The sequence below is a fragment of the Aeromonas sp. Marseille-Q5825 genome (assembly GCF_946892685.1).
In the GTDB taxonomy this organism is placed as follows: Bacteria; Pseudomonadota; Gammaproteobacteria; order Enterobacterales; family Aeromonadaceae; genus Aeromonas; species Aeromonas rivipollensis.
Genome location: NZ_CAMPOU010000001.1, coordinates 627,095 through 653,623 on the forward strand (window position 1 = coordinate 627,095; position 26,529 = coordinate 653,623).

Here is a 26,529-nt window from a genome sequence, read left to right on the forward strand (position 1 = left end):
ACTCATCCTCTTTGTTCTCTCTCCTGGCCGCTGCGGCTGCCTCTTTCTCGGGGGTCTGCGCTGTGATCTGGGTAAAGCGTATTTTCTTGTGGCTCATGGGGCTCTTCTTCCTGCTGCTCATCGGTGTCAGCCTGCTGGGCTTTACCCATCAGGGCAACAAGTGGCTGTGGCAGCAGGCCAGGGGGGCGCTGCCTTCCCTCAAGGGGGAGCTGGTGGCGGGCCAGCTCGGCTATGGCTGGACCCTGGAAGGGGTCGGCTGGCAGGACGAGCTGGTGGATGTCACCGTCGAGCGGGCCGTGCTGGATTGGGATCTCGGCAAGCTGCTGCAGGGCAAGCTCTGGATCAAATCCCTGACGGTCACCCACCCTGTGGTGAAGGTCGCCGACGCTGAGCCTGTGCCGGAAGAGCCCACCGAGCCCTTCGTCTGGCGCCCGTTGCCACTGCGCATCCAGGTGGACAGCCTCAAGGTGACGGATCTGGATCTGGCCGTCCCCGGGGTGGGGGTGACCCTCAAGGATCTGGAGATAGGCGCCACCCTGGATCGCAAGGGGCTCATAGTGCGCGGGCCCGTGCTCGATGGCCTGAACGTGACCCTGGCCGAGGCCCCTCCTGCCGACGAGGCAGCCAAGCCGGCCGCCAGCAAGACGGCCAAGGCGCAGGGCGCAGCCAAGGCCAAAGCCGACCCCAAGGAGAGCGAGACCGCCAAGGCGAAGCCAGAGGCGGCAGCCCCCATAGCGCTGCCCGAGATCCGTCTGCCATTCCCTATCCAGCTGGAAGGCCTGACGGCGACCCGGGTGCGCTATCAGCAGGGGGAGCTCATCGAGGGGCTCGACAAGTTGCTGTTGTCGGCCCGTGCCCAGGATGCGCGCATCGACGTGCGGGAGCTCTCCTTGCGCCACGCCATGGCGGATCTGGCGCTCAAGGGCCATGTCACTCTGACCTCGGATTATCCCCTCGCCCTGACCCTGGAGGCCAAGGCGCGCAAGGGGTTGCTGGACGGTGAGCTCAAGGGGGAGCAGGCGAACCTGACCCTGGATGGCTCCGTGGGCAAGCTGGGGCTGTTGCTCAAGGCCAAGGGGCCGGTGAGCGCCAACCTCAAGGGGACGCTGGCGACGCTGGATCCCGACTTGCCCTTCGATCTGGCGCTGGACTGGAAGAGCCTCGGCTGGCCGCTGCACAAACCAGCCAAAGACGAACCCAGCTATCGGCTGGACAAGGGCAGCCTGAGCGCCAAGGGCAAGCTCTCGGGCTATCAGTTTGCACTCAAGACCGCCGGCAAGGGCACGGATCTGCCCCCCTTCAAGCTGGCGCTCTCGGGCAAGGGGGATCTCGGCCAGCTGAGCCGTGTCGAGCTGCTACTCAATGCCCTGAAGGGGGAGCTCAAGCTCGATGGCAAGCTCGCCTGGCGCAAGGGCGTCCAGTGGCAGGGGACCACCGAATTCAAGGAGATCAACCCGGCCGAGCTGGTGCCCGAGATCAAGGGCAAGCTGGCGGGCAAGATAGCCAGCCGCTTCGAGCTTGACGAGGCGGGCCATTGGCAGCTGGCGCTGCCGGAGCTCAGGGTCGAGGGCAAGCTCAACCAGTATCCCTTGGCGCTCAAAGGCGCCCTCAGCGGCAACGACAAGATGGAGTGGACCATCCCGGCCCTGGCGCTGCAAAGCGGCCCCAACCAGTTGCAGGCCAAGGGGGCGCTCACCGCCCAGGCCTGGAAGCTGGATGCGCAGATAGATGCCCCCAAGCTTGGCGGCATCTATCCCGGCCTTGGTGGCGACCTTAAAGGGCAGGTGCGCCTTAGCGGCAGCCAGCAGGCGCCGAGGGTGAATGCGGATCTGGTTTCGAGCCGCCTCTCCTATGCCGGAACCGTGCTGAAGGAGACTGTCATCAAGGGCAACGCCCTGGTGGGGGACAAGCCGGCCGGCGAGCTGGCCCTGACGGTGGCGAGCCTGGTGCAGGGGACGACGACGCTCTCCCAGATAGCCCTGAACCTGAGCGGCGATCTCGATCGCCACAGGCTCACCTTGACCATGAAGGGGGATCCGGTGGCCGCCGATCTGAGCCTGAATGGCAGCCTGCGCGGGGATCGCTGGCGCGGCGCCCTCTCTGAGCTCAAGGTCAAGACCCCGTTCAAACGCTGGACGCTGGCCGCACCCTGGTCCCTGGATCTGGACTTGCCCAGACAACAGCTGACCATGGGGGATCTCTGTCTGGGTTCCCAGGGGGCCAGCCTCTGCGTCAAGGGCAGCCAGGTCTCCGCCGCCCAGGGTAGCCTGGAGTTTGCCCTGAACGAATTCGATCTCAAGCGGCTGCGCCCCTGGCTGCCGGACAACTTCCGCTGGCAGGCGGTGCTGTCGGCCGACGGCCGCGCCAGCTGGCGCGGCAATCAGCCGACCCTGCATGCCAGGGTGAGCACCACGCCGGGTACATTGGTGGCCGACGAGATCAAGACGGAGTACCAGCGCCTGGAGCTCGGGGTCGATTTCGAACGTCAGCAGGCCGCCATCCGGCTCGATTTCGCTTCCAAGCAGATAGGCAACATAGACACAGATCTGCTGATAAAGGAGCCTGCGGGCCGCGGCCTGCTGTCGGGTCAGCTCAAGTTTGACGACCTCAAGCTGGCGACCTTTGCCCCCCTGATCCCTGAGGTGCGCTCCCTGCAGGGCGTCATCTCGGCGGATGCCCGCTTCGATGGCACCCTGGCCGCGCCCCTGCTGTACGGTGAGCTGAACCTGCTGGAGGGGGAGGTGCAGACCCACTCCGACATGGTGACGCTCTCCAAGCTGGTGACCCGCCTCAAGATAAACGGCAACCGGGCCGAACTCGACGGCTCCATGCTGGTTGGCAAGGGGCCGCTCGCGCTGGGGGGATGGCTGAGCTGGGCCAGCCTGCCGGTGACCGGCAGCCTCACCATCCAGGGCAAGGATCTGGAAGCTCAGTACCCGGGCATGGGTCGGGTCAGGGTGACACCTGACATCGCCATCTCCCTGGGGGAGGAGACCAGGGTGAGCGGTCAGGTGGACATCCCCTGGTCGCGGATCCTGGTCAAGACATTGCCGGAGAGTGCGGTGGCGGTCTCCGATGACGTGACCGTCATCTATGACGATCTGCCGCCCGTGCCCAAGACGGCGCCCCTGCCGATGGAGATCAAGCTCGCCATCCGGCTCGGCGACGATGTCCGGCTGGAGGCCATGGGGCTCAAGACCAAGGTGACGGGGGCGCTCGGCATTCGCCAGGAGCCCTCCAAGCCGCTGTCGGGCAATGGTCAGCTGGAGCTCAAGGATGGGCGCTTCAAGGCCTACGGTCAGAACCTCATCATCAAGGAGGGGCGGATCCTCTTCTCCGGCCCCATCGACCAGCCCTATCTCAACATTGAGACTTACCGGGATCCCGACACCATAGAGGACAACGTCACCGTCGGGGTCCGGGTGACGGGGCCGGCGGCCAAGCCGAAGATCACCGTCTATTCCGAGCCGCAGATGGCGCAGTCCGAGCAGCTCTCTTATCTGCTGCGTGGCAAGGGGCTGCAGACCAGTGGCGAGGATGGCGGCTTCAACGGCCTGCTGGTGGCGGGGGCGGTGAGTCAGGCGAGTGGCGTGGTCTCCAGTATCGGGGAGTCCCTTGGCATGAGCGATGTGGCCCTCGACACCGCAGGGAGCGGCGACGATACCCAGGTGACCCTGTCGGCCTACCTGCTGCCCGGCTTGCAGTTCCAGTACGGCGTCGGGGTATTCAGCCCCATCGCCGAGTTCAAGCTGCGCTACGAGCTGATGCCCAGACTCTATCTGCAGGCCATGAGCGGGGTGGCCCAGGCGGTAGACATCTTCTATCGCTTCACCCTGTGAAGGGAATGAGCATGAAAACGGGAGGCCTTGGCCTCCCATTTTTCATGGCGCTGTCTGGCGGGACGGGAGCGAGATGACCCGGAAAAGCAAAAACCCGGCGCCAGGCCGGGTTTTCTGAATGATGGTGGAGGGAGAAGGATTCGAACCTTCGAAGGCAGAGCCGTCAGATTTACAGTCTGATCCCTTTGGCCGCTCGGGAACCCCTCCACGGGGTATGACCTGATTGTTGCACTTGAATGGTGGAGGGAGAAGGATTCGAACCTTCGAAGGCAGAGCCGTCAGATTTACAGTCTGATCCCTTTGGCCGCTCGGGAACCCCTCCCCAAGTGCGAGCCGCATACTAACAGATCTGTCGCGCTTGTGAACCCCTTGGCAGGGATTTTTAATGCTTAAAGGATTGGGTTGACGGCCGATAAACAATGAAACCCTCATTTCCAAGATTTATCCCATGCTGCCCAGTGCCATTCGTGATCGCCTGCTCGTCGATGAAGCCCAGTTGGGCCAGCGGCTCAACCAGGATCTCCGCCAGGGGGACAGGGCCGACTTCAGGCTGCACCTGGCGCTGCTGACCGACGCGGTCGAGGAGCAACCCTGGTTTGGGGCCGCTCCGGCGGCGGCACCGCAAGCGCAGGCATGGCGCACCCGTTTCGGTTTGATGCCCCAAGCCGATTTGCAGGGCGAGCCGGGGGACGCCGACGCCTGGGCACTCAACGAGCGGCTGCAGCAGGGGGGCTGCATGGCCGATGTGCGGCTCTGGCTGGCGCTGCGATCCCCTGCGCTGGTCAACCGGACACCGGCGCTGGATCCCGCCGTGTATGACAATCTGTCGGCGCTCGGGCGCGAACGCTGGCAGGGCAAGCTGGCCTCCCAGCCCAGAGGGGAGGATCCCTTGCTGATGCTGCCGTTGCTGGAGGATTTGACGCGAGGGGTGGATGCTCGCTTGCGCTGGCTGGCCTGATGCCAGAGGCGCAGGGAGAAGATGCAAAAAGGCGGGATGACCCGCCTTTTTGCGCAATGGATGGGATAACCGGGATTAAGCGTCGGCTTCGTCCACCTCGGGAACGTCCTTGCCTACGACAGCCGCGCGGCGGGCGAGGGGTTTCTCGATATGACGATTGAGCTGACGCTCCAGCTTCTGGCCCAGATCCGTGATGGCGGCATACAGATCCTCGTGCTCTGCCTGCGCAAACAACTTGCCGTTGGGAATGCCGGCGGTGGCTTCGACGATATACATCAAACGCTCTTTGGAGATGATCACATGGGGTGTGATAAGAGGCACCTGAAGACGCTCGAGCTTTTCAAAACGGGATTCAATGCGCTCGCGGATGGCTGGGGTAATGTCGATGATTTTACTGGTCATTTCGATTTTCATATTGGCCCCCTTCGGGTCGTCTTGCTTGTGTCTTCACCCTCAGATTACCCATGTGGCCGGATAGAAATGTGATTTGGGTCACAAAATATCCCCTTGGTGATCCGGCAATCCCTAAATTGTGAGCTTTTCCCGTTTCATGCCAAAAACCGCTTGAGCTCAGCGAAACGGGCAGGCAGTATGCGCGAATAGGATCGTTTCTGTCCCCCCTTGGCAGCGCCTTGTGTCGACCCGATGTCTGGTTTTCACCGCTCAGTCTCGCATTTTCTCTACCCACATCGTTTATCGCATCGCAAAAGGATTGCCATGCGCCGGTGGAGATATGCGCACAAACGGATATGCTTTTCTGCATGTGTCGGGGTGGATAACGTGGTTGTAGTGTTGGAGTCGTAAATGAAGCAACAAGCCACCCAGATGATGTGGTTTTATGATCGGCAGCATGAGCAGTGGAGTCTGTCTGATCATCTCTCTTGCCAGCCCTGGCAAGGGGAAGGGGCTCATCCCTGGGCCAGCCAACTGGCGCCAGAAGATGAGTCCGGTTTCGCCGATTTTCTCGCAAGACTCCACCATTCGGGCCAGCCCGGCCAGTTCATCGGTCACCTCTGCGATGAGGCAGGCAAAGTGCATCACGTGCTCTGGTACGGCCAATATGTGCCGGCCCAGCAGCTCTGCTGCGGCTGGCTGGCGCCCCTGGAGATGGCTCACAACGCCGCGAGCCGCGTCGAGCCGCCTGCCAGTCTGGCCCCGCCGCTTCCCCTGCTGCAAGCCCCCTTGCTGGCCCAGCTGGCGCAGGCGCTCTCCGCGAGGACGGGTCTCGATTTCTGCCATACCCTGGTCAACGAGCTGGCCCATATCCTCGGGGCCAACGCTGTCTGGCTGACGGAGCGGGTGGGCCTTGACCGGCTCAGGGTGCTGGCGAGCCACGGCATCGACTTCAAGGAGTACGCCCTGGCAGACATGCCTTGCCAGCAGCTCTATCGGGGCGCCGCCAGTGCGACCCCCATCAGCGAACCCCTGACCGGCTGTACCTGCCTGCCCCCGGGCCAGCACTACTATGCCCAGCCCCTGCTGGATCGCAGTGGCCAGATCCTGGGCCATCTCGCCCTGTTGTTCCCGAACCAGACCCAGACTGCCGATCTGGGATCCGTGCTGACCATCTTCTCGGTGCGCATGGTGGCCGAGCTGGAACGCCTGCAGAGCGACGCCCTGATGCGGCTCTCTGCGGTGGCGTTCGAGACGCATGAAGGCATCATCATCACGGATCCGGACTTCAAGATCCTGAGGGTCAACTACGCCTTCAGCCAGATCACCGGCTTCGACAGCCAGGGGGTGATAGGCCTGCACCTTGGCAACGACCTCTGGTCCGGGCTCGGGGGGCTCGGCTATGAGCTCAACGCCCTGGATCGCTGGCAGGGTGAGACCCTGCGCCTGCATGCCGACGGCCATGTCTATCCCCAGTGGGAAATCGTCACGCCGGTGCAGGATGACAAGGGGGGCATCAGCCACTACGTCATCTTCTTCGAGGACATCTCCGAGCGTAAGGCGGCGGAGCGCCGCATCCAGGATCTCGCCTATTACGACGAGCTGACCGGTTTGCCCAATCGCCGCCAGCTCCACGAGACCCTGGCCCAGGCATTCAGCGAGGCGAGCCGCGAGCACCTGATCGGCGCCCTGCTGTTCATCGACCTCGATCACTTCAAGACCATCAACGACTCCCTCGGTCATGCCACCGGCGACTGGCTGCTCAAGGAGGTGGCGAACCGCCTCAAGCGGCTGGTGCGGCAGGGGGATTGTCTTGCCCGGCTCGGCGGCGACGAGTTCGTGCTGCTGCTGCCCGGTCTCTCCATCAGCCCGCCCCAGGCGGAGATGCAGGCCGATCTCATCGCCGAGCGGCTCATCGGCGAGATTGCCGCCCCTTACAGTCACGGGGGCCAGGTGCTGCACATCGGGGCCAGCGTCGGCATCACGCTCTTCCCCGGAAGGGAGCAGGAGGCCGGGGACCTGCTCAAGCAGGCCGACACCGCCATGTATCAGGCCAAGTCGGCGGGCCGCAAGACCCGGCGTTTCTTCGATGCCTCCATGCAGTTGCAGGCGGACAGGCGTCTGCTCATTCACAACGAGCTGCGCAGCGCCCTCAACAATCAGGAGCTGACCCTCCACTATCAGCCCCAGCACATGGTCGAAGGGGGAGACATCATAGGGGTGGAGGCTCTGATCCGCTGGCAGCCGCCGGGCCGGGCGCTGGTCTCGCCCGCCGAGTTCATCCCCATCGCCGAGGAGACGGATCTCATCGTCGACATCGGCAACTGGGTATTGCATGAGGCCTGCACCCAATATGTCTCCTGGGAGGAGAACGGGATCCATGTGCCCCAGCTGTCGGTCAACGTCAGTGCCAAGCAGTTCCATGCCCACGATTTCGTCGATCGCATTCACGATGTGCTGGCCGCCACCGGCATGGATCCCTCCTGCCTGAACCTGGAGATAACCGAGTCAGTGGTGCTCGGTCATGCGGAGGACACCATCAGCAAGATGGCCGAGCTCAAGACCCTTGGCATCAGCTTCGCCATCGACGATTTCGGCGCGGGCTACTCCTCCCTGAGCTACCTCAAGCGGCTGCCCGCCGATGAGCTCAAGATCGACAGATCCTTCATCCAGGACATCCCCAAGGATGGCGACAACATGGCCATAGTGGAGGCGGTGATCGCCATGGCCCGTCACATGGGATTCAACGTGACGGCCGAGGGGGTAGAGTCCCGCCAGCAGCTGGAATTCCTGCAGGCGCAAGGCTGCCATTTCTTCCAGGGCTATCTCGCCTCCAAGCCGCTGCCCGTGCCCTATCTGGAGCGCTACATCAGCCGCCTGACCCGCCATGATCGCGCCGCCCCTGCAGACAAAAATAGTGTGGCGTAGCGCCCATCTTTAACGGGTAGAATGAAGGTATCTCACCACCGCCAGCGGGCGGTGGTTATGCCTCTTCTTAAGGGAGAATGCCTTTCGTGAAAGCCGTGCAGGGAATCATCTTTTCGGCGCTGTGCGTGCCAGGGCTCGTGGCACCCGTCTTTGCGCAAACCATGGAGCAGTCCCTCTATCGCGAGGGTTATGACGCCGTGCGTGCCAATGATCAGGAGCGTTTCCAGCAGATCCGCGCCCGCCTGAACCATTATCCGCTGCTGCCCTATCTGGATTACTACCAGCTGGCGTTCCGGCCCGGGGCGGCAGATTACAACGACGTGACCCGCTTCATCCGCCAGCACGGGGATACCCCCCAGTCCAACCGCCTGGAGCGCAGCTACCTCACCTATCTGGCCCAGAGCCAGCAGTGGTCCCAGTTCCTGCGTTTCTACCCGGCCAAGCCGAACTCCACCGATCTGCTCTGCATGCACTACCAGGCCCGTTATTACACCGGACACAAGAGCGAGGCCCTGCAGGAAGCGGGCAAGCTCTGGCTGAGCGGCCAGTCCAGGCCAGATGCCTGCGATCCCCTGTTCCAGCTCTGGCAGCAGGCGGGTCTGCGCACCCAGGATAAGATCTGGCAGCGGATGAACCTGGCCTTCGAGGCGCAGAACCCCAATCTCATCCGCCACCTCGGCGCCCAGCTGGGGGGCAGTCTGAAACCCTATGGGGATCAGATGATAGCCCTGTTTGATCAACCGGCCAGGGCGATGAACCCGGCCTCCTTCTCGACGGCGCCGCCGTCGAGACAGCTGCTCTCCCTCGGGCTGGCCCGCTATGCCAACGAGCAACCCGAGCCCGCCCTGCGTCAGCTGGGGGAGATGAAGCGTCGCTTCGGTCTGAACCAGGCCGAGGTCGCTCGGGTGGAGCGGGCCGCCGCCCGCCGCCTGCTGCTTGACAGATCCCTCGCCCAGCGCAGCTGGCTGGATGCGACCCTGGTGCGGATGAAGGATGCCGAGCTGGTGGAGCTGCGGGCACGCCTCGCCATCTGGGAGCAGGATTGGCGCGGCCTCGAAGGCTGGGTCAAGCGGATGCCCATGGCACTGCAGAAGGAGGATCGCTGGCGCTACTGGCTGGCGCGTTCCCTGGAGGTGCAGGGCCGGCAAAAACCGGCGCGGGAGCTCTATCTCGAGACTGCCAACCTGCGCGGCTTCTATGGCTTCATGGCGGCGCAGCGCACCGGGGTGCCCTATCGCATCAAGAACCAGAGCGTGGGGCACAAGGTGCCGGACTGGCGTACCGCCAGCAGCCGCTGGCCTTTCCTGGTGCGGGTACGCGAGCTGCTGGCGATGAACGAGATCACGGCGGCGCGCTCTGAGTGGATCCACAACATGGATCGCAATCCTGTGGCCCAGCGCCTGGAGTTTGGTCATATCGCCCTCAACCAGGGTTGGCACGAGCTGGCGATCCTCTCCAGCATCCGGGCCGAGGCCTGGGATGCGATCGACTTGCGCTTCCCCTTGCCCCTCAAGCGCACCTTCTCCCAGATGGCGCAGGAGCGCACCATGAACACCAGCCTGCTCTACGCCATCTCCCGTCAGGAGAGCGCCCTCTATCCGCTGGCCCAGTCGCCGGTCGGGGCGCGCGGCCTGATGCAGCTGATGCCGGCGACGGCCAAGGAGACGGCCGCCAAGCTGGGGGTACCCTATCGCAATGAGCAGCAGCTGTTCGATCCCACCATGAACATCCGCCTCGGCAGCGCCTACCTCAAGCGACTGCTGGACGTCTATGACGGCAACCGGATCCTGGCGGCGGCGGCCTACAATGCGGGCCCTGGCAGGGTCAAGCGCTGGCGGGATCAGAGCACCAACAAGCCGATGGATGTCTGGGTGGAGAGCATCCCCTATAGAGAGACGCGCAACTACGTCCAGAACGTGCTCTCCTTCGATCTCATCTACCAGCACAAGCTGCAGCAGCCCCTGCGTTTCATGTCGGAACGCGAGCTCAATCACGCCTATTGAGGACAGAGGCAGTCGCGTCAGCGACTGCCTCCCATTCTTGCCTCAGAATGGTTATCATCCCTTAAGCTTTGTTACAAAAGGAAACCTGTCAGGTGATCGGGCGCCGCGTCTTGGTCTGACTGGTTCGATATAATGCCCGATCAACACAGACAGGCTTCCCCAACAAAGGAATTGAGAGTGGCAACGATCAAAGACGTATCTCAGCTGGCGAATGTGTCCATTTCGACGGTGTCGCGAGTCATCAACAACACGGCGCAGGTTGCACCCGAGAAGCGCGAGGCCGTGCTCGCGGCCATGAAGGAGCTGAGTTTTCGTCCAAACAGCTTCGCCCAGGCCCTGGTAAGCAAGCGTTCCAACTGCATCGGCGTCCTGGTTGGGGATCTCTGCGGTGGCCCCTTCTTCGCCCAGATGATGCGTGGCATCGAGAGCATGGTCGACAAGGCGAACAAGTTCACCATAGTGGTCTCCGGCAACCACGACGCGGCCCGGGAGCGTCACGCCATCCAGGCGCTGCTGCAACGCCAGTGTGACGCCCTGATCCTGCACAGCAAGGCGCTGCCGGACGAAGAGCTGAGCGAGCTGGCGTCGGGATCCACCCCCATCGTCTTCATCAATCGTCAGGTGCCGGGCTGCGAGGAGCGCTGCGTCTGGCTCGACAACCAGGCGGGCATCACCACCGCCTGTCAGCACCTGCTGGACGCAGGGCACAGCCGGATCGCCTTCATCACCTCGGATGACGAGGAGTTCGTCGATGGCCAGCAGCGGATGGCCGGCTATCGCTTTGCCCTGCAACGGGCCGGCATAGAGCTGGATCCCGCCCTCATCGGTCGCGCCTTTGCCGACGAGAAGGGGGGTTATGTGGCCATGAGCGAGCTGCTGGAGCGCGGCGTTCCCTTCACGGCCGTGCTGGGCTTCAACGATGCCATGGTGGCGGGGGCCATCTCCTGCCTGCTGGAGCGGGGCTACAAGATACCGCAGCAGGTTTCGGTGGTCGGTTTCGACGACATACCCTATGCCCGTTACATCTATCCCAAGCTTACTACTGTGCGCTACCCCATCGAGGAGATGGGAGAGCGGGCCGCCGAGCTCGCCTTGCGACTGCTGGATCACAAGCCGGTAGAGGGGCTGGCGCTCAAGTTTGAAGCTGAACTGGTGCGTCGGGAGTCCGTGGCCTGAGCCATGAGGTTGGCCCCAAGCGGGCCAGCTTTTTTGTCAAACATTGAAAGCGCTTTCAGAAATCCTTTTCAACTGTGATCCGCTTCAAAGCTTTTTGACCGCGCTGCCACTAGGATAGGCCCACGAATTAGGAGCGTGCGCTCCCGATTTTCCCGCTGTGGGAGGTAACCGGTTCATCCGGCTATTTCCTTCGTTACTTTCGACGGTCATCATGGATGGCCGTTTTTTTTTGTCAGGATTTTGCCAATGACGACCGAACATGAGTATCAGACGGGAATAGTGGGAGCAGGTTGGCTGGGGTTGCCCCTGGCCAGGGCGTTGCAGGCGCAGGGTCAATCCGTCGCCGTGACGGTCAGCTCCCTTGAGAAGGCCACCCGGTTGTGTGACGGGGGCATTGTGGCCTGGCCGCTCCTGCTGGCCCCTGACATGGCGGGCCCGCCGCCCTTTCGCTGCCGCGATCTGGTGATCTGCGTGCCCCCCAGCAAGACCGAGGACTACCCGGCGTCGGTGGCACGGCTGTGCCAGCTGGCCAGGGAGGCAGGCGTTGGCAAGGTGCTCTTTATCAGCGCGACCTCTGTGTGGGCGCCAGGGCAGGGGGAGGATGAGATCCCGAGCCCGGCCAGCGCCAGGGGAGAGCGGATGCGAGCAGCCGAGCGGGCGGTCCAGGAGGGTGGCTTCGCCTGCGCCATGGTACTGCGCCCGGCCGGCCTGTACGGTCCGGACAGGCACCCCGGCCGTTTCCTCACGGGCAAGACGCTGGCGGGGGGAGGGCAGGCGGTGAACCTGGTGCATCTGGACGACGTGGTGGCAGCCTGCCAGCTCATGCTGGCTGCGGGGCAGGAGGGGGATGCCTACAACCTGAGCGCCCCGGTACATCCGCGCCGGGAGCAGCTCTATCCCTTCGCGAGCCGTCTGCTCGGGCTGGCGCCCCCGCAGTTCATCGAGCCCGCCGGCGTCTTTGCGCCCATAGAGGGACAGCGCATCTGCCAGCGACTGGGTTTCGTCTACCGCTGGCCAGATCCGGCCCACTGGTTTGCCGAGCAGGCCACCTTGCAAGGGTGAGTCCGGATGGGCTTCAACCTGGTCTTTTTTGCATGGGGTTGGGCACGGGAGCCCCGTGCGGCGCGGGTTCGCTCGGCAATTGAGGTTTGCCAAGGGCGGGATCGCCCCCTATCATGCCGCCATCCATATAGAGAGAGCGGTAATGATGGAAGAGACAAAGCGTCATCCCGATGGGGAACTGTTGCTGAGAACCCTGGCGATGCCAGCCGATACCAACCCCAATGGCGATATCTTCGGGGGGTGGATCATGTCCCAGATGGATATAGGTGGGGGCATCATGGCCAAGGAGCTGGCAAAAGGACGCATCTGTACCGTCTCGGTGGAGGGCATGACCTTCCACAGTCCGGTCAAGGTGGGCGACGTGGTGTGTTGCTATGGTCGCTGCCTGAAGGTCGGACGCAGCTCCATGCGCCTCAAGCTGGAGGTCTGGGTCAAGCCGGTGCTGCGGGAGAATGAAGCCCAGCGTTACTGCGTGACGGAAGGGGTCTTTACCTACGTGGCCATCGACGATCAGGGCAAATCCCGTCCCGTTCCGGTCTGAATATGCTCAGATGAGCCGGGCGTTGATGATGGATATTTCCTGCTCAAGCCCGGTTTTTTGCCGTATCATGCGTTCCAGCATCTCTTCCGAGCCGACGCACTGATCCGTGTCGAACAGGCAGAGATCGCACTGGGGATCCCGTCTGATCTGATAGACGGTGGAAAGCTCCACTTGATGACAGGTTCCTTGTTGATCATAAAATGTCACGCGGTACTGGTGCTGTCTCGCCATTGCGGGATCCCTCATGGATGAGTCGGGCCGGACACGAATAATGAGACTAGTCGGCGTCCATGACCTCTGTGAGGATCATGGCGCCTTGCAGAGGCAGGTGATTGTTAGCCAATGAAAAATAGTTATCGGATTCTGGGGACTTCCCTGCTGACGCTGGGACTGGTTGGCTGTTTCGAGGTGCCGGATCAGGATCACCTGGTCACGGCGGCGGGCATAGTGCCCGGCGTCGATTGCCAGAAGCCCCCCCTGGTGGCCCTGGCCACCACCGCCTTGCCCCGCGAGTTTGGCATCACCGTCTGGAATCTCTACAAGGGGCAGCGCAAGAACTGGCGCGAAGGGCTGGACGAATATGCCAAGTCCCAGGATCTGGTGCTGCTGCAGGAGTCGGCGACCCGGCCCGAGATGCTGCAATGGCTGCGTGCCGGCGACTTCCAGTGGCAGCAGTTGCAGGCGTTCACCCAGGGCGGTGTCTCCTTCGGTGTCATGACGGTGGCCAAGACGCCGCAGGCCTTCGTCTGTGGCGTGCGCTCCCCCGAGCCGCTGCTGCGCATCCCCAAGTCCGGTCTGGTGAGCCTCTACCCCTTGCAGGGGGATCCTGACGGCGTGCTGGTGGTCAACCTGCATGCGGTCAACTTCGAGCTGGGGATGGCCACCTTCCGCGAGCAGCTCAACGATCTGACCGCTTTGATCCATCGTCATCAGGGCCCTGTCATCCTGGGGGGAGACTTCAATACCTGGAGCGACAAGCGCGAGTTCTGGCTGAACAAGCTGGTCGGCGAGCTTGGCCTGCAGGAGGCCATCCCTGTGCCCGACTTGCGCCGTACCGCCTTCGGCCGTCCGCTGGATCACCTCTACTACCGCAACCTGGACCTGGTGGAGGTGAGCTCACCGGCCACCGATGCCTCGGATCACAATCCCATCATGGCGCGGTTCGCGGCCCAGGCCATCACCCCCTGAGGTTTGATGGATTGCAGGTAAAAAAATACCCCGCATTCGCGGGGTATTTTTTTATGCGGTGATAAGCCATCAGCTGTTGTTCTTCACGAACAGGGTCAGCTCCTGCCCCGGCTTGAGGTAGTCGGTTTTGCCGAGCTGATTCCAGCGCATCACATCGTTGACGGCGACCTGGAAGCGGGCGGCGATGGAGGAGAGGGAATCCCCGCGACGCACCTGATAGACCATGGATTTGTTGCTGCCCTTGCCCTGCTTGGGCCAAACCACCAGCTTCATGCCCGGTTTCAGGGCTGACTTGGCGCTCAAACCGTTCCACTTGGCCAGATCGGCGTGGGTCACCCCGTGGGCCTGGCTGATGCTCCACAGATTGTCACCGGAGCGCACCTGATACTGGATCTTGCTGCCACTGCGGCTGGCCAGTTGCTGGGGCTTGCTGCGGGTGACCTGGCTCGCGGTGCCGCCGTTGGGGATCACCAGGCTCTGGCCACGGCGCAGATTGTTGCCGCGCAAATTGTTGGCCAGCTTGAGCTGCTGCACGCTCACCCCGTGATTCTGGGCGATGCGGGAGAGGGTATCGCCGCTGATGACCTGATAGGAGCGCACACCACGGGTACGTTCACGCTGAGGCAGATCGGCCAGGGCCAGCTCCAGGGTGTCGGCGTACTCGATGGGTACCAACAGGTTGTAGGGGCCCCGCGGCGAGGTCATGCCACGCTTGAGTGCGGGATTGAGGGCCTTGAGCTGGGAAGCGGAGACGCCTGCCAGCTGAGCCGCCACGTTCAGATCGATCTGGCCACCCGTGTTGATGGTCCGCAACTGCGGCTTGTTGGCCAGCACCGGCAGGGTGACATTGTATTTGTCCGCATTGCGGATCATGTCGGCCATGGCCAGGATCTTGGGCACATACATCCGGGTTTCACGGGGCAAGTCCAGCGACCAGTAATCGGTCGGCCGACCGGCCTTCTGATTGCGGATGATGGCGTTGCGTACCCGGCCTTCACCGGCATTGTAAGCGGCCAGCGTCTGCAGCCAGTCGCCATCGAAGAAACGGTTCAGGTACTCCAGATAGTCCAGTGCGGCATTGGTGGACGCCAATACATCGCGGCGGCCGTCATACCAGTTGTCGTGGCGCAGGCCGAAGTTCTTGCCGGTAGCCGGAACGAACTGCCAAAGACCCACCGCATTGCTGCGGGAGCGGGCATTGGGATCGAACATGCTCTCGATCATGGGGATGGTAATAAGCTCCATTGGCAGCTCACGCCGTTCGATTTCCTCTACCATCAGATACAGGTAGGGCTCAGCCCGGCTGGCAATGGTCGCCATATGCTTATCATTACGCAGTAACCAATCACGCTGCTGGCGGACACGGGCGTTTTCGTGCGAGTCCAGCTGCATATCATCGCTGATACGCACCCACAGGTTATCCGTGTCATCCAGCTCTTCAATCTGTTCATCGCCGAACAGGAAGCGCGCTGAATGTTTTTTGTATGTTTTCTTGCTGACTTGGGGGGATTTGATCGGCTCGATTGCCGTTACCGCCCGGTCATCCTGATGGCTCAGGTTTTGACAGCCGCTGAGAAACAGCGCCGCCAATAAGGCCGTTCGTAGCTTCATCTCGCTCAGGTCATCTCTTGAAAAACAGCTCGCATCATAAGGGGCAATGGCCCCCTGATCAAGGTTTGTTCAAAAAACGTCCTTCCAGCCCCTCAGTACGGTGAAGGTATCCTCTGGATTTTCCAAGCATTTAAGGGCGTATTTCTCAGCAGAAAATTTCACTGAGTCCTCATTGCAGCGCAGAAAAACATTGAAATGCCGCTCATCCCCCAGGCGTGAGGGGAGACTCGGCAAGCCCTGCTGACGCAGCTTGCTGATCACCCCGATCCGCCGCTGGATCGCCAGGTTGTCCGGCTCGACCGCGTGGGCGAAACGCAGGTTGGAGAGGGTGTATTCATGGGCACAATAGAGGAGGGTGTCATCGGGCAGGGCCGCGAGCCGCTGCAGGGATCCGTACATCTGGGCGGGGCTGCCCTCGAACAGGCGGCCACAGCCGGCACTGAAGAGGGTATCACCACAAAACAGCATGCCATTGCCGTGATAGGCGATGTGGCCCAGGGTATGACCGGGGATGTGGAGGACATCCAGGCTCAGGCCGTGCCAGTTGATCTGATCGCCGTCATCGAGCCACTGGCCGTGATGATCCGGCATGGGGTCATGTTTGGGGCCATAGAGGCGGGCATGAGGGAAACGATGAAGCAGATCCGTGACGCCGCCCACATGGTCGCGATGATGGTGGGTCAGCAGGATGGCGTCGAGCTCAAGCCCGAGCGTCTCGAGCCGCTCCAGCACGGGGGCCGCCTCGCCCGGATCCACGACCAGGCAGTGATTTTCGTGTCGGATCAACCAGATGTAGTTGTCGCTGAAGGCGGGAACTGTGATGACGGTATACATGGGTCGGCTTCTCTTTGTGTTCTCTTTGTGGAAGGGATCTTATATAACAAGATGGCATTCGCACCCCGGATTGGTCCCATTATGCAGCTGGCACGTACCGAACAACAGATCGCGATCCCGACCAGCTGGTCGGCACTGCCCATGGGTGACTGGGTGGCGGCCGAGATCCAGGAGCGGCTCGACAACTGGTGCCCTCATCTGTTTGGCTACCATCTGCTGAAAATTGGCGCTCTGAGCGCCGAGCTCTCCTGCGGCAGTTCCACCATTCGCCACCAGCTGGGTGTCGCCCCCGGCGGGCGTCTGCTGGATATCAAGGGCGATCCCCTTGCCTTGCCGATCCGCACCGCCAGCGTGGATGCCTGCCTGCTCGCCCACTGCCTAGACTTTTCACCGGATCCCCACCAGGTGCTGCGCGAGGCTGAGCGGGTGCTGACCGATGACGGCTGGCTCATCGTCAGTGGCTACAACCCCACCAGCCTGGTCGGTTTGGGTCATTACCTGCCTTTCATGCGACAGCACCTGCCCTGGTCGGCGCGCATGTTCACCCCGGCCCGGGTGACCGACTGGTTGCAACTGCTGGGATGCGAGGTGATGTTTGACGATCGCTTCGGCTTCTCCTTCATGGGGAAGCAGAGCCGGATCGGCTGGTGGCGGGAGAGCCTGGGGCGGGATTACTGCAGAGCCTTTGCCTCTGTCTATGTGATAGCCGCCCGCAAGCGGCGTTTCCCCGTCACTCCGGTGCGCCGCCGCTGGCGCCTGCCGGAGTCGATGGCGGCGCCTGGCATGGCGCGCCAGGGCTGGTGACTGTCCGGCAGGCCGCTTGCCGTTCCCTTCATTAATAGAGAAGCTTCGGCCTGCCTGGCATCTCAGGGCTGGTAGCCCGTGTCTTCGGCGAGCTGCTTGCCGCTGGCGGCATCCCGGGCCAGCACGTCGCAGCGTTCGTTTTCAGGGTGACCTGAGTGACCCTTGACCCAGAGCCATTCGATCTGGTGGCGCGCCACTTCCGCATCCAGCGCCTGCCAGAGATCGACGTTCTTGACCTGTTGGCGACTGGCGGTCATCCAGCCTTTCTTCTTCCAGCCGATGATCCACTGGGTGATCCCCTGGCGCACATACTGGCTGTCGGTGGTCAGGCGAACCTGGCAGGGTTCGTTCAGGGTGCGCAGCCCCATGATGGCGGCCATCAGCTCCATCCGGTTGTTGGTGGTCAGCCGATAGCCCCCTGCCAACTCCTTGCGATGCTTGCCATAGACCATGACGGCGCCATAGCCGCCGGGGCCCGGATTGCCGAGGCAGGAACCATCCGTATACAAATCAATCTTTTTTAGCATGTGTCTTGGGGTAAACTAGCGAATAAAACCGAAGTTTGACATGGATTCGATCATGAGCACACCCCAACTGAATCGCCAGATCATTCTGGATACTGAAACCACAGGTATGAACACGGCAGGCGGCCCCATCTATCAGGGGCACCGCATCATCGAGATCGGCTGTGTGGAGGTGATCAACCGCAAACTGACCGGCAATCATTTCCATGTCTACATCAAGCCGGATCGGTTGGTGGACCCCGAGGCCATCGCCGTGCACGGCATCACCGACGCCTTCCTGGCGGACAAGCCTTCCTTTAGCCAGATAGCCGACGACTTCATCGCCTTCATCCGCGGTGCCGAGATCATCGCCCACAACGCGCCCTTTGACGTGAGCTTCATGGACTATGAGTTCAGCAAGCTCGGCCTCGGTTTCAAGACGGCGGACATCTGCGGCATCACGGATACCTTGGCGATGGCGCGGGATCTCTTCCCCGGCAAGCGCAACAATCTGGATGTGCTGTGCGATCGCTACGGCATCGACAACTCCCACCGTACCCTGCACGGGGCCTTGCTCGATGCGGAGATCCTGGCGGACGTCTACCTGCTGATGACGGGTGGCCAGACCAAGCTCAATCTGGCCAGCGAGAGCAACGAGAATGACAGCAACCAGGATACCGGGATCCGTCGGTTGGAGAGCAACCGCGCCCCCCTCAGGGTGGTGCGCGCCAGCGACGAGGTGGTCGCCGTCCATGAGGCCAGGCTGGATCTGGTGCAGAAGAAAGGGGGAGCCTGCCTGTGGCGGCAATGAGTTCGCTCTGGGGGGGCCTGCTGCTGCTGACCTCCCTCTCCGGCATGGCCAACGAGGTGTTTGCCCCCTCTGACATTCCACTGCTCGACAACCGCTTTCGCATCGATTACGGGGTCAAGGAGATCACCTTCATCATCAAGCGCAAGCCGGGCACGCCGTCGGTGATCCTGGTGCGGCCGGATGGCAGCAAGCTCTATGTGGGCAAGGTGACGCCGCCAGATGTGGGCTGGCTGACGCAGCAGGATCAGGATCTCATCACGGTGCGCAACCCCATGCCCGGCCCCTGGCAGGCCATCGGTGAGGTGGACCCCGACAACAGGGTGCGCCTGCTCACCGACATCCGGCTCGAGAGCGAGCCGCTGCCGGCCCGCCTCTATCAGGGAGAGCGGGTCAAGCTGCAGTCCAGGTTGCTGATCGATGGAGCGGCGCCGGGGGCGGGCTACTACCTATCCGATCTCGGCATGACGGTGAAGCTGCAACAGTTCAACGACGCCGCCCAGAGCGGGGAGCCCATCGTCGAGGAGACCCTTGGACATTATCTGGATGATGGCAAGGGGCTCGACGAGGTGCCCGGGGATGGCATCCTGACCGCCGAGGCGGTGCTGGACGTGCCGGCAGGCAAGTATCGCGCCCTCTACAGCAGCGGCAACCAGGTGTTCTCCCGTGCCCAGTCCCAGCAAGTGCTGCTCTTCCCCTGGCCGCTGAGCTACACCCTGGATGCCCCTTCCGGCGACATTGGGGCCAGGCTCTCCTTGCTCATCGATGCCGACGAGCTGGATCCGGCCTCAGTGGTGATCCAGGGCAAGGCCATCGACAGCGCAGGGGTCAGCATGGCCTTCAATGCAGTGGCAACCGAGCCCCGCCTTGGGGTCGATCTCTCCGCCCTCAAGGCGGCGGGTCAGTACAGGGTGGAGGCGACCCTGTTTGGCACCACCCGGCTCGGCCGCGAGGTGCAACTGCAACTGCCGGTCAAGTCGTTCACCATAATGCCGCCACCGGCGCCCACCCCGTCAGCGGCATCTCCCACTTCGGCGGCGGTACCGACCAAGGCCAAGTTTGAGGAGCGGGAGAGCCCGGTCTGGTTGCCCTGGGCCCTGGGAGGCGGCGGCCTGCTGCTGCTCCTGCTGGGGGCGGGTGGCTTCATCCTGCTGCAAAAACGCCGCACCCTGCACAAGGCGATGGCGGCCCAGAAGGCGCAAAGCGAGGCTGCGGCCCCGGCGGCGCCCAAGCTGGATCTCAATCTGCCGGAGCAGTAGCCCGCGCTCAATGCTAAGAAGCCGCCCGATGGGCGGCTTCTTCGTGATGGCGAGTCGGCGGCTCGCTGGGCACTCTTATCTCAGTGGGCGCCGATATAGATGTCCTTGTACTGCTCGCGGATCTCGAGGAACTTCTCCAGGTTGGCCAGCATCAGATCCACCAGCAGGGGATCGAAGTGCTCTCCCTTCTCTGCTCTTATCAGCGCCAGCACCTGCTCCAGTGGCCAGGCCTGCTTGTAGCAGCGATCCGACCCCAGGGCATCGAACACATCCGCCAGCGCGACTATGCGCCCCTCCAATGGGATGGCATCCCCTTTAAGTCCGCGGGGGTAGCCGGTGCCGTTCCACTTCTCGTGATGGTTGCCAGCTATGGTGGCCCCTATCTGGAACAGCGCGAGATCGCTGCCGGAGAGCATGTCCTGCCCCAGCTGGGCGTGGGTCTTCATGATCTCCCACTCATCCGGGGTGAGCTTGCCCGGCTTGTGCAAGATGGCATCCGGGATCCCCACCTTGCCGATGTCGTGCAGGGGAGAGGCGCGCTTGATGAGCTCGCACCTGTCTTCGTTCATGTCGAGCAACTGGCAGAACAGCTCGGTGTAGAGCGCCACCCGTTTGACGTGCAGGCCGGACTCCTTGGAGCGACTCTCCACCAGCTCGCCGATGCGGTAGATGATCTCGCGCTGGTTGTCGCCGATGACCTCGTTGAGCCGGATGTTCTCCAGCGCCACTATGATGTTCTCGGTGAACAGGCTCAGCAGGCCGGTATCCATCTGGCTGAGGGGGCGAGTGGTCTCGATGTGGAACAGCAGGTGGTGACGGGGGTTCTGGCAATAGAGCACCATCTGGTTGCCATCGTAGACGTTGGCGCCCTTGTCCATGGCGCAGCGCAGTATGGCTGGCGCCTCACTGAGGCGCAGGGCCGGGCCCTCGCTGAGCAGGGGTTCCAGCACCTGGTCCCGCACCTCGTAGGCCAGATGCTTCACATCATAGATCTGGGACTCTTCCAGGTTGAGCAGGGCGCTGAGCTGGGTCTGGGCCCCTTCGACGAACTGGCGCAGTGCCCGTTGCTCGAAGATCCCCTTGGAGGCCTCGATGACCTTTTCCAGCCCCTGGCGATTGCTCTCCAGGGTGCGAATGTCACGGTAGGAGCGCAGGCTGGCGCGCAGCAGGGTGCGCAGCTTCTGGGAGGTGAGCTCCGTCTTGTCCTTGTAGTCGTTGATGTCGTAGTTGGTGACGACGTCATCTTCCGGGGCCTGACCGGGTTGGCCGGTCCGCAGCACTATGCGCACCATCTTGTTTTGCAGCTCGTCGCGCACGAACTTGACCACCTCCAGACCGGCGTGATCGGCTTCCATGACCACATCGAGCAGCAGCAGGGCGACATCCGGGGTGACGGCGAGCAGGGCCTTGGCTTCTGCGGCGGAATAGGCGTGCAGAAAATCGATGGGCTTGCCGTCGAATTCAAACTTGCTCAGGGTAATCTTGGTGATGCGATGCACCTCGGGTTCATCGTCCACTATCATCACCTTCCAGCCGGCGGGTCGCGGTGCTGTTTGGGGCAGGTCTTCATCGTCAATTATCAGGATTTGATCATCCATTACGCAATCCTGTGTGTGATCCTGTGCTTACCTTAACCGCTTCATTCAAGTTAGGAAACGGATTGATATCCAAAATATGATCCAGCTGGTTGCTCTTTCTCCATCCGGGGTTGCCGGGCAGATGCCAGCATGAAAAACGCCTCCACGAGGGAGGCGTTTTGGCATTCATGGCATCAAGCTGCCCTGTGATAGGCGGACGCTTCAAACAGCGCCTTGTTGGCCACCAGATCGATGGGGTCGAAGTCATCGACGTTGATGGTGCGCAGGCGGCTCTCTTCGGCACGGCGCAGCAAGTCGGCCTCGGTCTGGTTGATGACGCCAAGGGCCAGGCCGGCGTCTGCCACCTTGTCCAGCTGGGTGAAGGGACGCTTGCGGCCCTCTGCCTTGCACACCTTGTCAAACAGCGGCTCGGCGGTCAGCACGTCATCGAGGGCCTGCTCCAGCAACCCGAAGGGGTTGCCCTCCTCGCGGGTGAGGTACTGCCCTTCGGCCAGACGGTCGCGGGTGGCACTCGGGGTCTGCAGCAGACGGGCAACCTGGCTGTCCAGCTTGTCGGAGGGACGCTTCATGTCGCGACCCAGCGGCAACACTATGACGCGCAGGGCCAGGCCAATCCAGCGATTCGGGAAGTTGCGCAGCAACTCGTCGATGGCTTCTTGCGCCTTGAACATGGCGTCTTGCAGCGCCCAGTGCAGCAGCGGCAGGTCGGCCTGCTGGCGTCCCTCATCCTGATAGCGCTTGAGTGCGCTGGAGGCAAGATAGAGCTGGCTCAGCACGTCGCCGAGGCGGGCGGAGACCCGCTCCTTGCGCTTGAGCTCGCCACCCAGGGTGCCCATGGCCATGTCGGACAGGAAGGCCAGGTTGGCACTGAGGCGCGAGAGCTGCTGGTAGTAGCCCTTGGTCTGATCCCTGTAGGGGGCGGAGGCGAAGCGGGCGCCGGTCAGGCCCAGCCAGAAGCTGCGCACCAGGTTGCTGATGGCGAAGCCCACGTGGCTGAACACCGCCTTGTCGAACTGCTTGAGGGCCACTTCCTGATCAGGATGGCTGGCGGCCAGCATCTCCGGCAGCACGTAGGGATGGCAGCGGATGGCACCCTGACCGTAGATGATCATGCTGCGGGTCAGTATGTTGGCACCCTCAACGGTCACCGCGATGGGCGCACCCTGATAGCCACGGGCCAGATAGTTGTTCGGCCCCATGCAGATGGCCTTGCCGCCGTGGATGTCCATTGCATCTATGATGCACTTCTGGGCACGGTCGGTGAGGTGGTACTTGACGATGGCGGAGATGACGGACGGCTTCTCCCCCAGATCGATGCCGGTCACCGTCAGCTTGGCGGCGGCACCCATGATGTAGGCGTTGCCGCCGAGGCGCGCCAGCGGCTCTTCGATGCCTTCCATCTTGCCGATGGGCAGTTTGAACTGGCGACGGATGCGGCTGTAGGCACCGGTGGCCAGGGCCAGCATCTTGACGCCGCCCGTGCTGTTGGAGGGCAGGGTGATGCCGCGACCGACCGACAGACACTCCACCAGCATGCGCCAGCCCTGACCGGCCATGGCCGGGCCGCCGATGATGAAGTCCAGCGGCACGAACACATCGTTCCCCTTGGTCGGCCCGTTCTGGAACGGCACGTTGAGGGGGAAGTGACGGCGGCCTATCTCGACGCCCTTGATGTCGGTGGGGATCAGGGCACAGGTGATGCCAAGCTCCTCTTCCTCACCCAGCAGGTGATCCGGGTCGCGCAGCTTGAAGGCCAGCCCCAGCACAGTCGCGATAGGGGCCAAGGTGATGTAGCGCTTGTTCCAGGTCAGGCGCATGCCGAGCACCTCTTCCCCTTCCCATTCACCTTTGCAGACAACGCCAAAGTCGGGGATGGAGCCGGCATCCGAGCCCGCTTCCGGGCTGGTCAGGGCGAAGCAGGGGATCTCCTTGCCGACGGCCAGGCGCGGCAGGTAGTGGTCTTTCTGCTCTTCGGTGCCGTAGTGTTGCAGCAGCTCGCCCGGGCCCAAGGAGTTGGGCACGCCGACGGTGGAGGCGAGCACGGCGCTGGCGCCGCACAGTTTTTGCAGCACGCAGGACTGGGCGTAGGCGGAGAACTCCAGGCCACCGTACTTCTTCTTGATGATCATGGCGAAGAACTTGTGGTCCTTCAGGTACTGCCACACCTCGGGGGAGAGGTCGGCCCGCTCGTGGGTCACTTCCCAGTCGTTGACCATGCGGCACACGTCTTCAACCGGGCCGTCCATGAAGGCCTGCTCTTCGGCTGACAGAACGCTGACCGGAATGGCGTGCAGCTTCTTCCAGTTCGGGTTGCCGGCAAAGAGATCCGCTTCCCACCAGGTGGTACCCGCCTCTATGGCTTCCTTCTCGGTGCGGGACATCTCCGGCATGATGGATTTGTAGATCTTGAACAGGGGTTTGGTCAGCTGGTTGCGACGAAACTCCACCAGGTTGAGCGGGATGGCGATCACCGCGAACAGCACCCACACCAGCAGGGGCACATGGCCATAGAGGGCGCCGGCGACCAGGGCGGCGGCCGTGGCAAGCGTGGAGGTGAACAGTGACGCCCGGCGGTAAGCCATGGCGCCGATCACCAGGATCACCCCGAACAGAGTGAGGGTCGTCGTCATTTTTCGCTCCTTGCATGAGTTGCCGAAGTTGGGGAAACGTGGGTTAACTGATCCAGAGGTCTGACCTGTTGGATGTGGCCCCTGTTGTAATTCATACGCACAAAATTATCAAGATGTTTACAAGCTTGTTACCTTGACACCGTGATCGGCCTAACGTACCGGGGCCGCATCTTGGCGGGCGGGGGGGCGACGATTGGATTGGCTTGTGCGACAATGCAAAACCCTATGTTGGACGATACAAAGAGACATCAGACGCCATGTACCAAGAACTTATCCGCAATGAATTGACCGAAGCTGCCGGCGTGCTCCAGGCCTTTCTGGCCGATGAGCAAAATCTGAAGAACATAGAAGCGGCCGCCAAACTGCTGGCTGACTCTTTCAAGGAAGAGGGCAAGGTGCTCTCCTGCGGCAACGGCGGCTCCCACTGCGATGCCATGCACTTTGCCGAAGAGCTGACCGGCCGCTATCGCGAGAACCGTCCTGGCTATGCCGGCATCGCCATTTCCGATCCCAGCCACCTCTCCTGCGTCTCCAACGACTTTGGCTATGACTATGTCTTCTCTCGCTACGTGGAAGCGGTCGGCCGTCGTGGCGACGTGCTGCTCGGCATCTCCACCAGCGGCAATTCCGGCAACATCCTCAAAGCCATCGAGGCCGCTCGTGCCAAGGGCATGAAGGTGATTGCCCTGACCGGCAAGGACGGTGGCAAGATGGCGGGTCTGGCCGATGTCGAGATCCGGGTGCCGCACTTCGGCTATGCCGACCGCATCCAGGAAGTGCACATCAAGATCATTCACATCCTGATCCAGCTGGTCGAAAAAGAGATGGCCAAGTAATCAGAGAAAGAGGGCGGGTGGGGCTGCCGCGGGAGCAGATGACCGATCCTGGCGCCTCGCATCCAGCTTAAGTTCGCTGATTGACGCAGAGATGATCAATTAATTCAGGGAGTGGACTGGACATGTGCGAACTGCTCGGCATGAGCGCCAATGTGCCGACCGACATCTGCTTCAGCTTTACCGGGCTGATGCTGCGGGGCGGCAAGACAGGCCCCCATAAGGATGGCTGGGGGATCACCTTCTACGAGGGGCGAGGCTTTCGTACCTTCAAGGACCCCGAACCCAGTGCCCAGTCACCCATCGCCAAGCTGGTGCAGGCGCTGCCCATCAAGAGTCGCGCCGTGGTCAGCCATATCCGGCAGGCCAACCGGGGATGCGTGTCGCTGGAGAACACCCACCCCTTCACCCGCGAGCTGTGGGGACGCTACTGGACCTTTGCCCACAACGGCCAGCTGACCGGCTACAAGGGGTTGCGGACCGGGCGCCATCGTCCTGTGGGGGACACCGACAGCGAGCACGCCTTCTGCTGGCTGCTCGACAGGCTGGAGCAGAAATACCCCAAGCGTCCGGCCAATTTCCCCGCCATGTTCCGCTACCTTGCGACCCTGTGCGACGAGCTGCGCGGACTCGGGGTATTCAACATGCTGCTGTCGGATGGGGAGTTCGTGATGACCTATTGCAGCAACAACCTCTACTGGTTGACCCGCCGGGCCCCCTTTGGCGAGGCCCGTTTGCTGGATGAAGATGTGGCCATCGACTTCCAGAGCGAGACCACCCCGAATGACGTGGTGACCCTGATAGCCACCCGCCCGCTCACCGGCAATGAGAGCTGGGTGAAGATGGCGCCCGGGGAGTTCTGCCTGTTCAGGCTGGGTGAGCTGGAATACGGCAATGCAGCCAAGCTGCTGACCCGCCAATAAAAAAATACCAGGGTAGAATCCTACCCTGGTTCTTCGCAGCAGCCATACAGGCAAAAAGGGATGAGAGAGGTGTTGCTGAGCCGCATCATTCTCATGGCTTGCATTGTTATGTCATTGTTAATTTTGTGACAATATTTATCTCTTTCCTGCTTGGAACTGCGTGTTGATAACTTGAACTGGCTCACATTCTGATGGCGGCACGCCGCTTCAACCGACTCTCGCCGCAGAGCGGGTGACAGCCGGTGTGCGGGTCGGCTATATTGTGGTCTGTTTGAATACCATCATAGGGAAGAGAAGATGGAGTGGCTGGATCAGAAAGTGCTGAGACAACTGGCAGATGACATAGGTCACGACATGATGCCGGTCGTCATCTCGGTGTTTGTCGAGGAGGTGGGCGGGCAACTTGCCCAGCTCAGGCCGCTCTTTGATCAGCGGGACTGGACCGCCCTGGCCCGCCTCGCCCACAGCATGAAGTCCTCTTGTGGCAGTTACGGTGCCGAGCCCAGCTATCAGCAGGTGATGGCGCTGGAGCTCGCCTGTCGCCGGGAGGATGCAGAGGAGGCCGGTCGCCTGCTCGAGCAGCTCGAGCACTCCCTGCCGCAGGTGTTCTCCCATCTGGCCAAGTATCACTAGATTGC

At 62.3% G+C, this 26,529-nt stretch carries 21 protein-coding genes and 2 tRNA genes; 14 read left to right on the forward strand and 9 right to left on the reverse strand.

Annotated features, from left to right (window positions below; all coding sequences use genetic code 11):
• The first annotated feature begins 62 nt into the window (after positions 1-62).
• Positions 63-3,839 (forward strand): translocation/assembly module TamB domain-containing protein, encoded by a 3,777-nt coding sequence (locus tag OC537_RS02985; protein WP_262109211.1) that lies wholly within the window; start codon positions 63-65, stop codon positions 3,837-3,839.
• A gap of 122 nt (positions 3,840-3,961) precedes the next feature.
• On the opposite strand, the gene OC537_RS02990 is transcribed toward OC537_RS02985, so the two are convergent.
• Positions 3,962-4,046: transfer RNA gene (locus OC537_RS02990), tRNA-Tyr, on the reverse strand.
• Between the two features lie 30 nt (positions 4,047-4,076).
• A tRNA-Tyr gene (locus tag OC537_RS02995) sits at positions 4,077-4,161 on the reverse strand.
• Positions 4,162-4,287: 126 nt separating this feature from the next.
• Here OC537_RS02995 and OC537_RS03000 point away from each other — a divergent pair.
• Positions 4,288-4,797, forward strand: a complete 510-nt coding sequence (locus OC537_RS03000) for a VC2046/SO_2500 family protein (protein ID WP_262109214.1) — start codon at positions 4,288-4,290, stop codon at positions 4,795-4,797.
• A 75-nt stretch (positions 4,798-4,872) separates the two neighbouring features.
• On the opposite strand, the gene hpf is transcribed toward OC537_RS03000, so the two are convergent.
• Positions 4,873-5,211 carry a ribosome hibernation-promoting factor, HPF/YfiA family gene (gene hpf / locus OC537_RS03005; RefSeq protein WP_005325604.1) on the reverse strand — a complete coding sequence of 113 codons (339 nt, stop codon included), beginning with the start codon at positions 5,209-5,211 and terminating at the stop codon, positions 4,873-4,875.
• Positions 5,212-5,601: 390 nt separating this feature from the next.
• On the opposite strand from hpf, the gene OC537_RS03010 reads away from it, so the two are divergent.
• The 5 genes from OC537_RS03010 to yciA all read left to right on the forward strand — a co-directional run bounded on the left by OC537_RS03010 (position 5,602) and on the right by yciA (position 12,900).
• A complete protein-coding gene (locus OC537_RS03010) occupies positions 5,602-8,118 on the forward strand; it encodes a putative bifunctional diguanylate cyclase/phosphodiesterase (protein ID WP_106887360.1) in 2,517 nt (838 codons plus the stop codon).
• A gap of 86 nt (positions 8,119-8,204) precedes the next feature.
• Complete coding sequence (locus OC537_RS03015; RefSeq protein WP_262109220.1) at positions 8,205-10,121, forward strand: transglycosylase SLT domain-containing protein; 1,917 nt, start codon at positions 8,205-8,207, stop codon at positions 10,119-10,121.
• A gap of 177 nt (positions 10,122-10,298) precedes the next feature.
• Positions 10,299-11,297: a LacI family DNA-binding transcriptional regulator gene (locus tag OC537_RS03020; protein ID WP_106887359.1), complete on the forward strand. Its 999-nt coding sequence runs from the start codon at positions 10,299-10,301 to the stop codon at positions 11,295-11,297.
• Between the two features lie 246 nt (positions 11,298-11,543).
• Positions 11,544-12,359: an NAD-dependent epimerase/dehydratase family protein gene (locus tag OC537_RS03025; protein WP_262109223.1), complete on the forward strand. Its 816-nt coding sequence runs from the start codon at positions 11,544-11,546 to the stop codon at positions 12,357-12,359.
• A 142-nt stretch (positions 12,360-12,501) separates the two neighbouring features.
• On the forward strand, positions 12,502-12,900 hold the full coding sequence (gene yciA / locus OC537_RS03030; protein ID WP_005325590.1) for an acyl-CoA thioester hydrolase YciA: 399 nt from the start codon (positions 12,502-12,504) through the stop codon (positions 12,898-12,900).
• 6 nt (positions 12,901-12,906) lie between these two features.
• On the opposite strand, the gene OC537_RS03035 is transcribed toward yciA, so the two are convergent.
• Positions 12,907-13,131, reverse strand: a complete 225-nt coding sequence (locus OC537_RS03035) for a hypothetical protein (protein WP_025326386.1) — start codon at positions 13,129-13,131, stop codon at positions 12,907-12,909.
• 111 nt (positions 13,132-13,242) lie between these two features.
• On the opposite strand from OC537_RS03035, the gene OC537_RS03040 reads away from it, so the two are divergent.
• On the forward strand, positions 13,243-14,088 hold the full coding sequence (locus OC537_RS03040; RefSeq protein ID WP_106887356.1) for an endonuclease/exonuclease/phosphatase family protein: 846 nt from the start codon (positions 13,243-13,245) through the stop codon (positions 14,086-14,088).
• A 69-nt stretch (positions 14,089-14,157) separates the two neighbouring features.
• Here the strand turns inward: OC537_RS03040 and OC537_RS03045 are convergent, their stop codons facing one another.
• A complete protein-coding gene (locus tag OC537_RS03045; RefSeq protein WP_262109229.1) occupies positions 14,158-15,699 on the reverse strand; it encodes a LysM peptidoglycan-binding domain-containing protein in 1,542 nt (513 codons plus the stop codon).
• 69 nt (positions 15,700-15,768) lie between these two features.
• Positions 15,769-16,533, reverse strand: a complete 765-nt coding sequence (gloB, locus tag OC537_RS03050) for a hydroxyacylglutathione hydrolase (protein ID WP_262109231.1) — start codon at positions 16,531-16,533, stop codon at positions 15,769-15,771.
• A gap of 81 nt (positions 16,534-16,614) precedes the next feature.
• Here gloB and OC537_RS03055 point away from each other — a divergent pair, with 81 nt between their 5' ends.
• A complete protein-coding gene (locus tag OC537_RS03055) occupies positions 16,615-17,337 on the forward strand; it encodes a class I SAM-dependent methyltransferase (protein WP_162520138.1) in 723 nt (240 codons plus the stop codon).
• Positions 17,338-17,399: 62 nt separating this feature from the next.
• Here OC537_RS03055 and rnhA read toward each other — a convergent pair whose 3' ends face one another.
• Positions 17,400-17,864, reverse strand: a complete 465-nt coding sequence (rnhA, locus tag OC537_RS03060; RefSeq protein WP_262109234.1) for a ribonuclease HI — start codon at positions 17,862-17,864, stop codon at positions 17,400-17,402.
• 52 nt (positions 17,865-17,916) lie between these two features.
• Here rnhA and dnaQ point away from each other — a divergent pair, with 52 nt between their 5' ends.
• A complete protein-coding gene (dnaQ, locus tag OC537_RS03065; RefSeq protein ID WP_163138154.1) occupies positions 17,917-18,651 on the forward strand; it encodes a DNA polymerase III subunit epsilon in 735 nt (244 codons plus the stop codon).
• Positions 18,648-19,907, forward strand: a complete 1,260-nt coding sequence (locus OC537_RS03070) for a TIGR03503 family protein (protein WP_262109239.1) — start codon at positions 18,648-18,650, stop codon at positions 19,905-19,907. The genes dnaQ and OC537_RS03070 overlap by 4 nt, the downstream gene beginning before the upstream one ends.
• A gap of 80 nt (positions 19,908-19,987) precedes the next feature.
• On the opposite strand, the gene OC537_RS03075 is transcribed toward OC537_RS03070, so the two are convergent.
• A complete protein-coding gene (locus OC537_RS03075; RefSeq protein ID WP_262109241.1) occupies positions 19,988-21,505 on the reverse strand; it encodes an HD domain-containing phosphohydrolase in 1,518 nt (505 codons plus the stop codon).
• A 173-nt stretch (positions 21,506-21,678) separates the two neighbouring features.
• A complete protein-coding gene (gene fadE, locus OC537_RS03080; RefSeq protein ID WP_163148557.1) occupies positions 21,679-24,135 on the reverse strand; it encodes an acyl-CoA dehydrogenase FadE in 2,457 nt (818 codons plus the stop codon).
• A 257-nt stretch (positions 24,136-24,392) separates the two neighbouring features.
• Between fadE and lpcA the strand changes: the two genes are divergently transcribed.
• The 3 genes from lpcA (at position 24,393) to OC537_RS03095 (ending at position 26,524) form a co-directional block, all read left to right on the forward strand.
• Positions 24,393-24,971 (forward strand): D-sedoheptulose 7-phosphate isomerase, encoded by a 579-nt coding sequence (lpcA, locus tag OC537_RS03085; RefSeq protein ID WP_106887349.1) that lies wholly within the window; start codon positions 24,393-24,395, stop codon positions 24,969-24,971.
• Positions 24,972-25,093: 122 nt separating this feature from the next.
• Complete coding sequence (locus OC537_RS03090; protein WP_106887348.1) at positions 25,094-25,891, forward strand: class II glutamine amidotransferase; 798 nt, start codon at positions 25,094-25,096, stop codon at positions 25,889-25,891.
• Positions 25,892-26,188: 297 nt separating this feature from the next.
• Positions 26,189-26,524: an Hpt domain-containing protein gene (locus tag OC537_RS03095; RefSeq protein ID WP_262109252.1), complete on the forward strand. Its 336-nt coding sequence runs from the start codon at positions 26,189-26,191 to the stop codon at positions 26,522-26,524.
• The last annotated feature ends 5 nt before the right edge of the window (positions 26,525-26,529 follow it).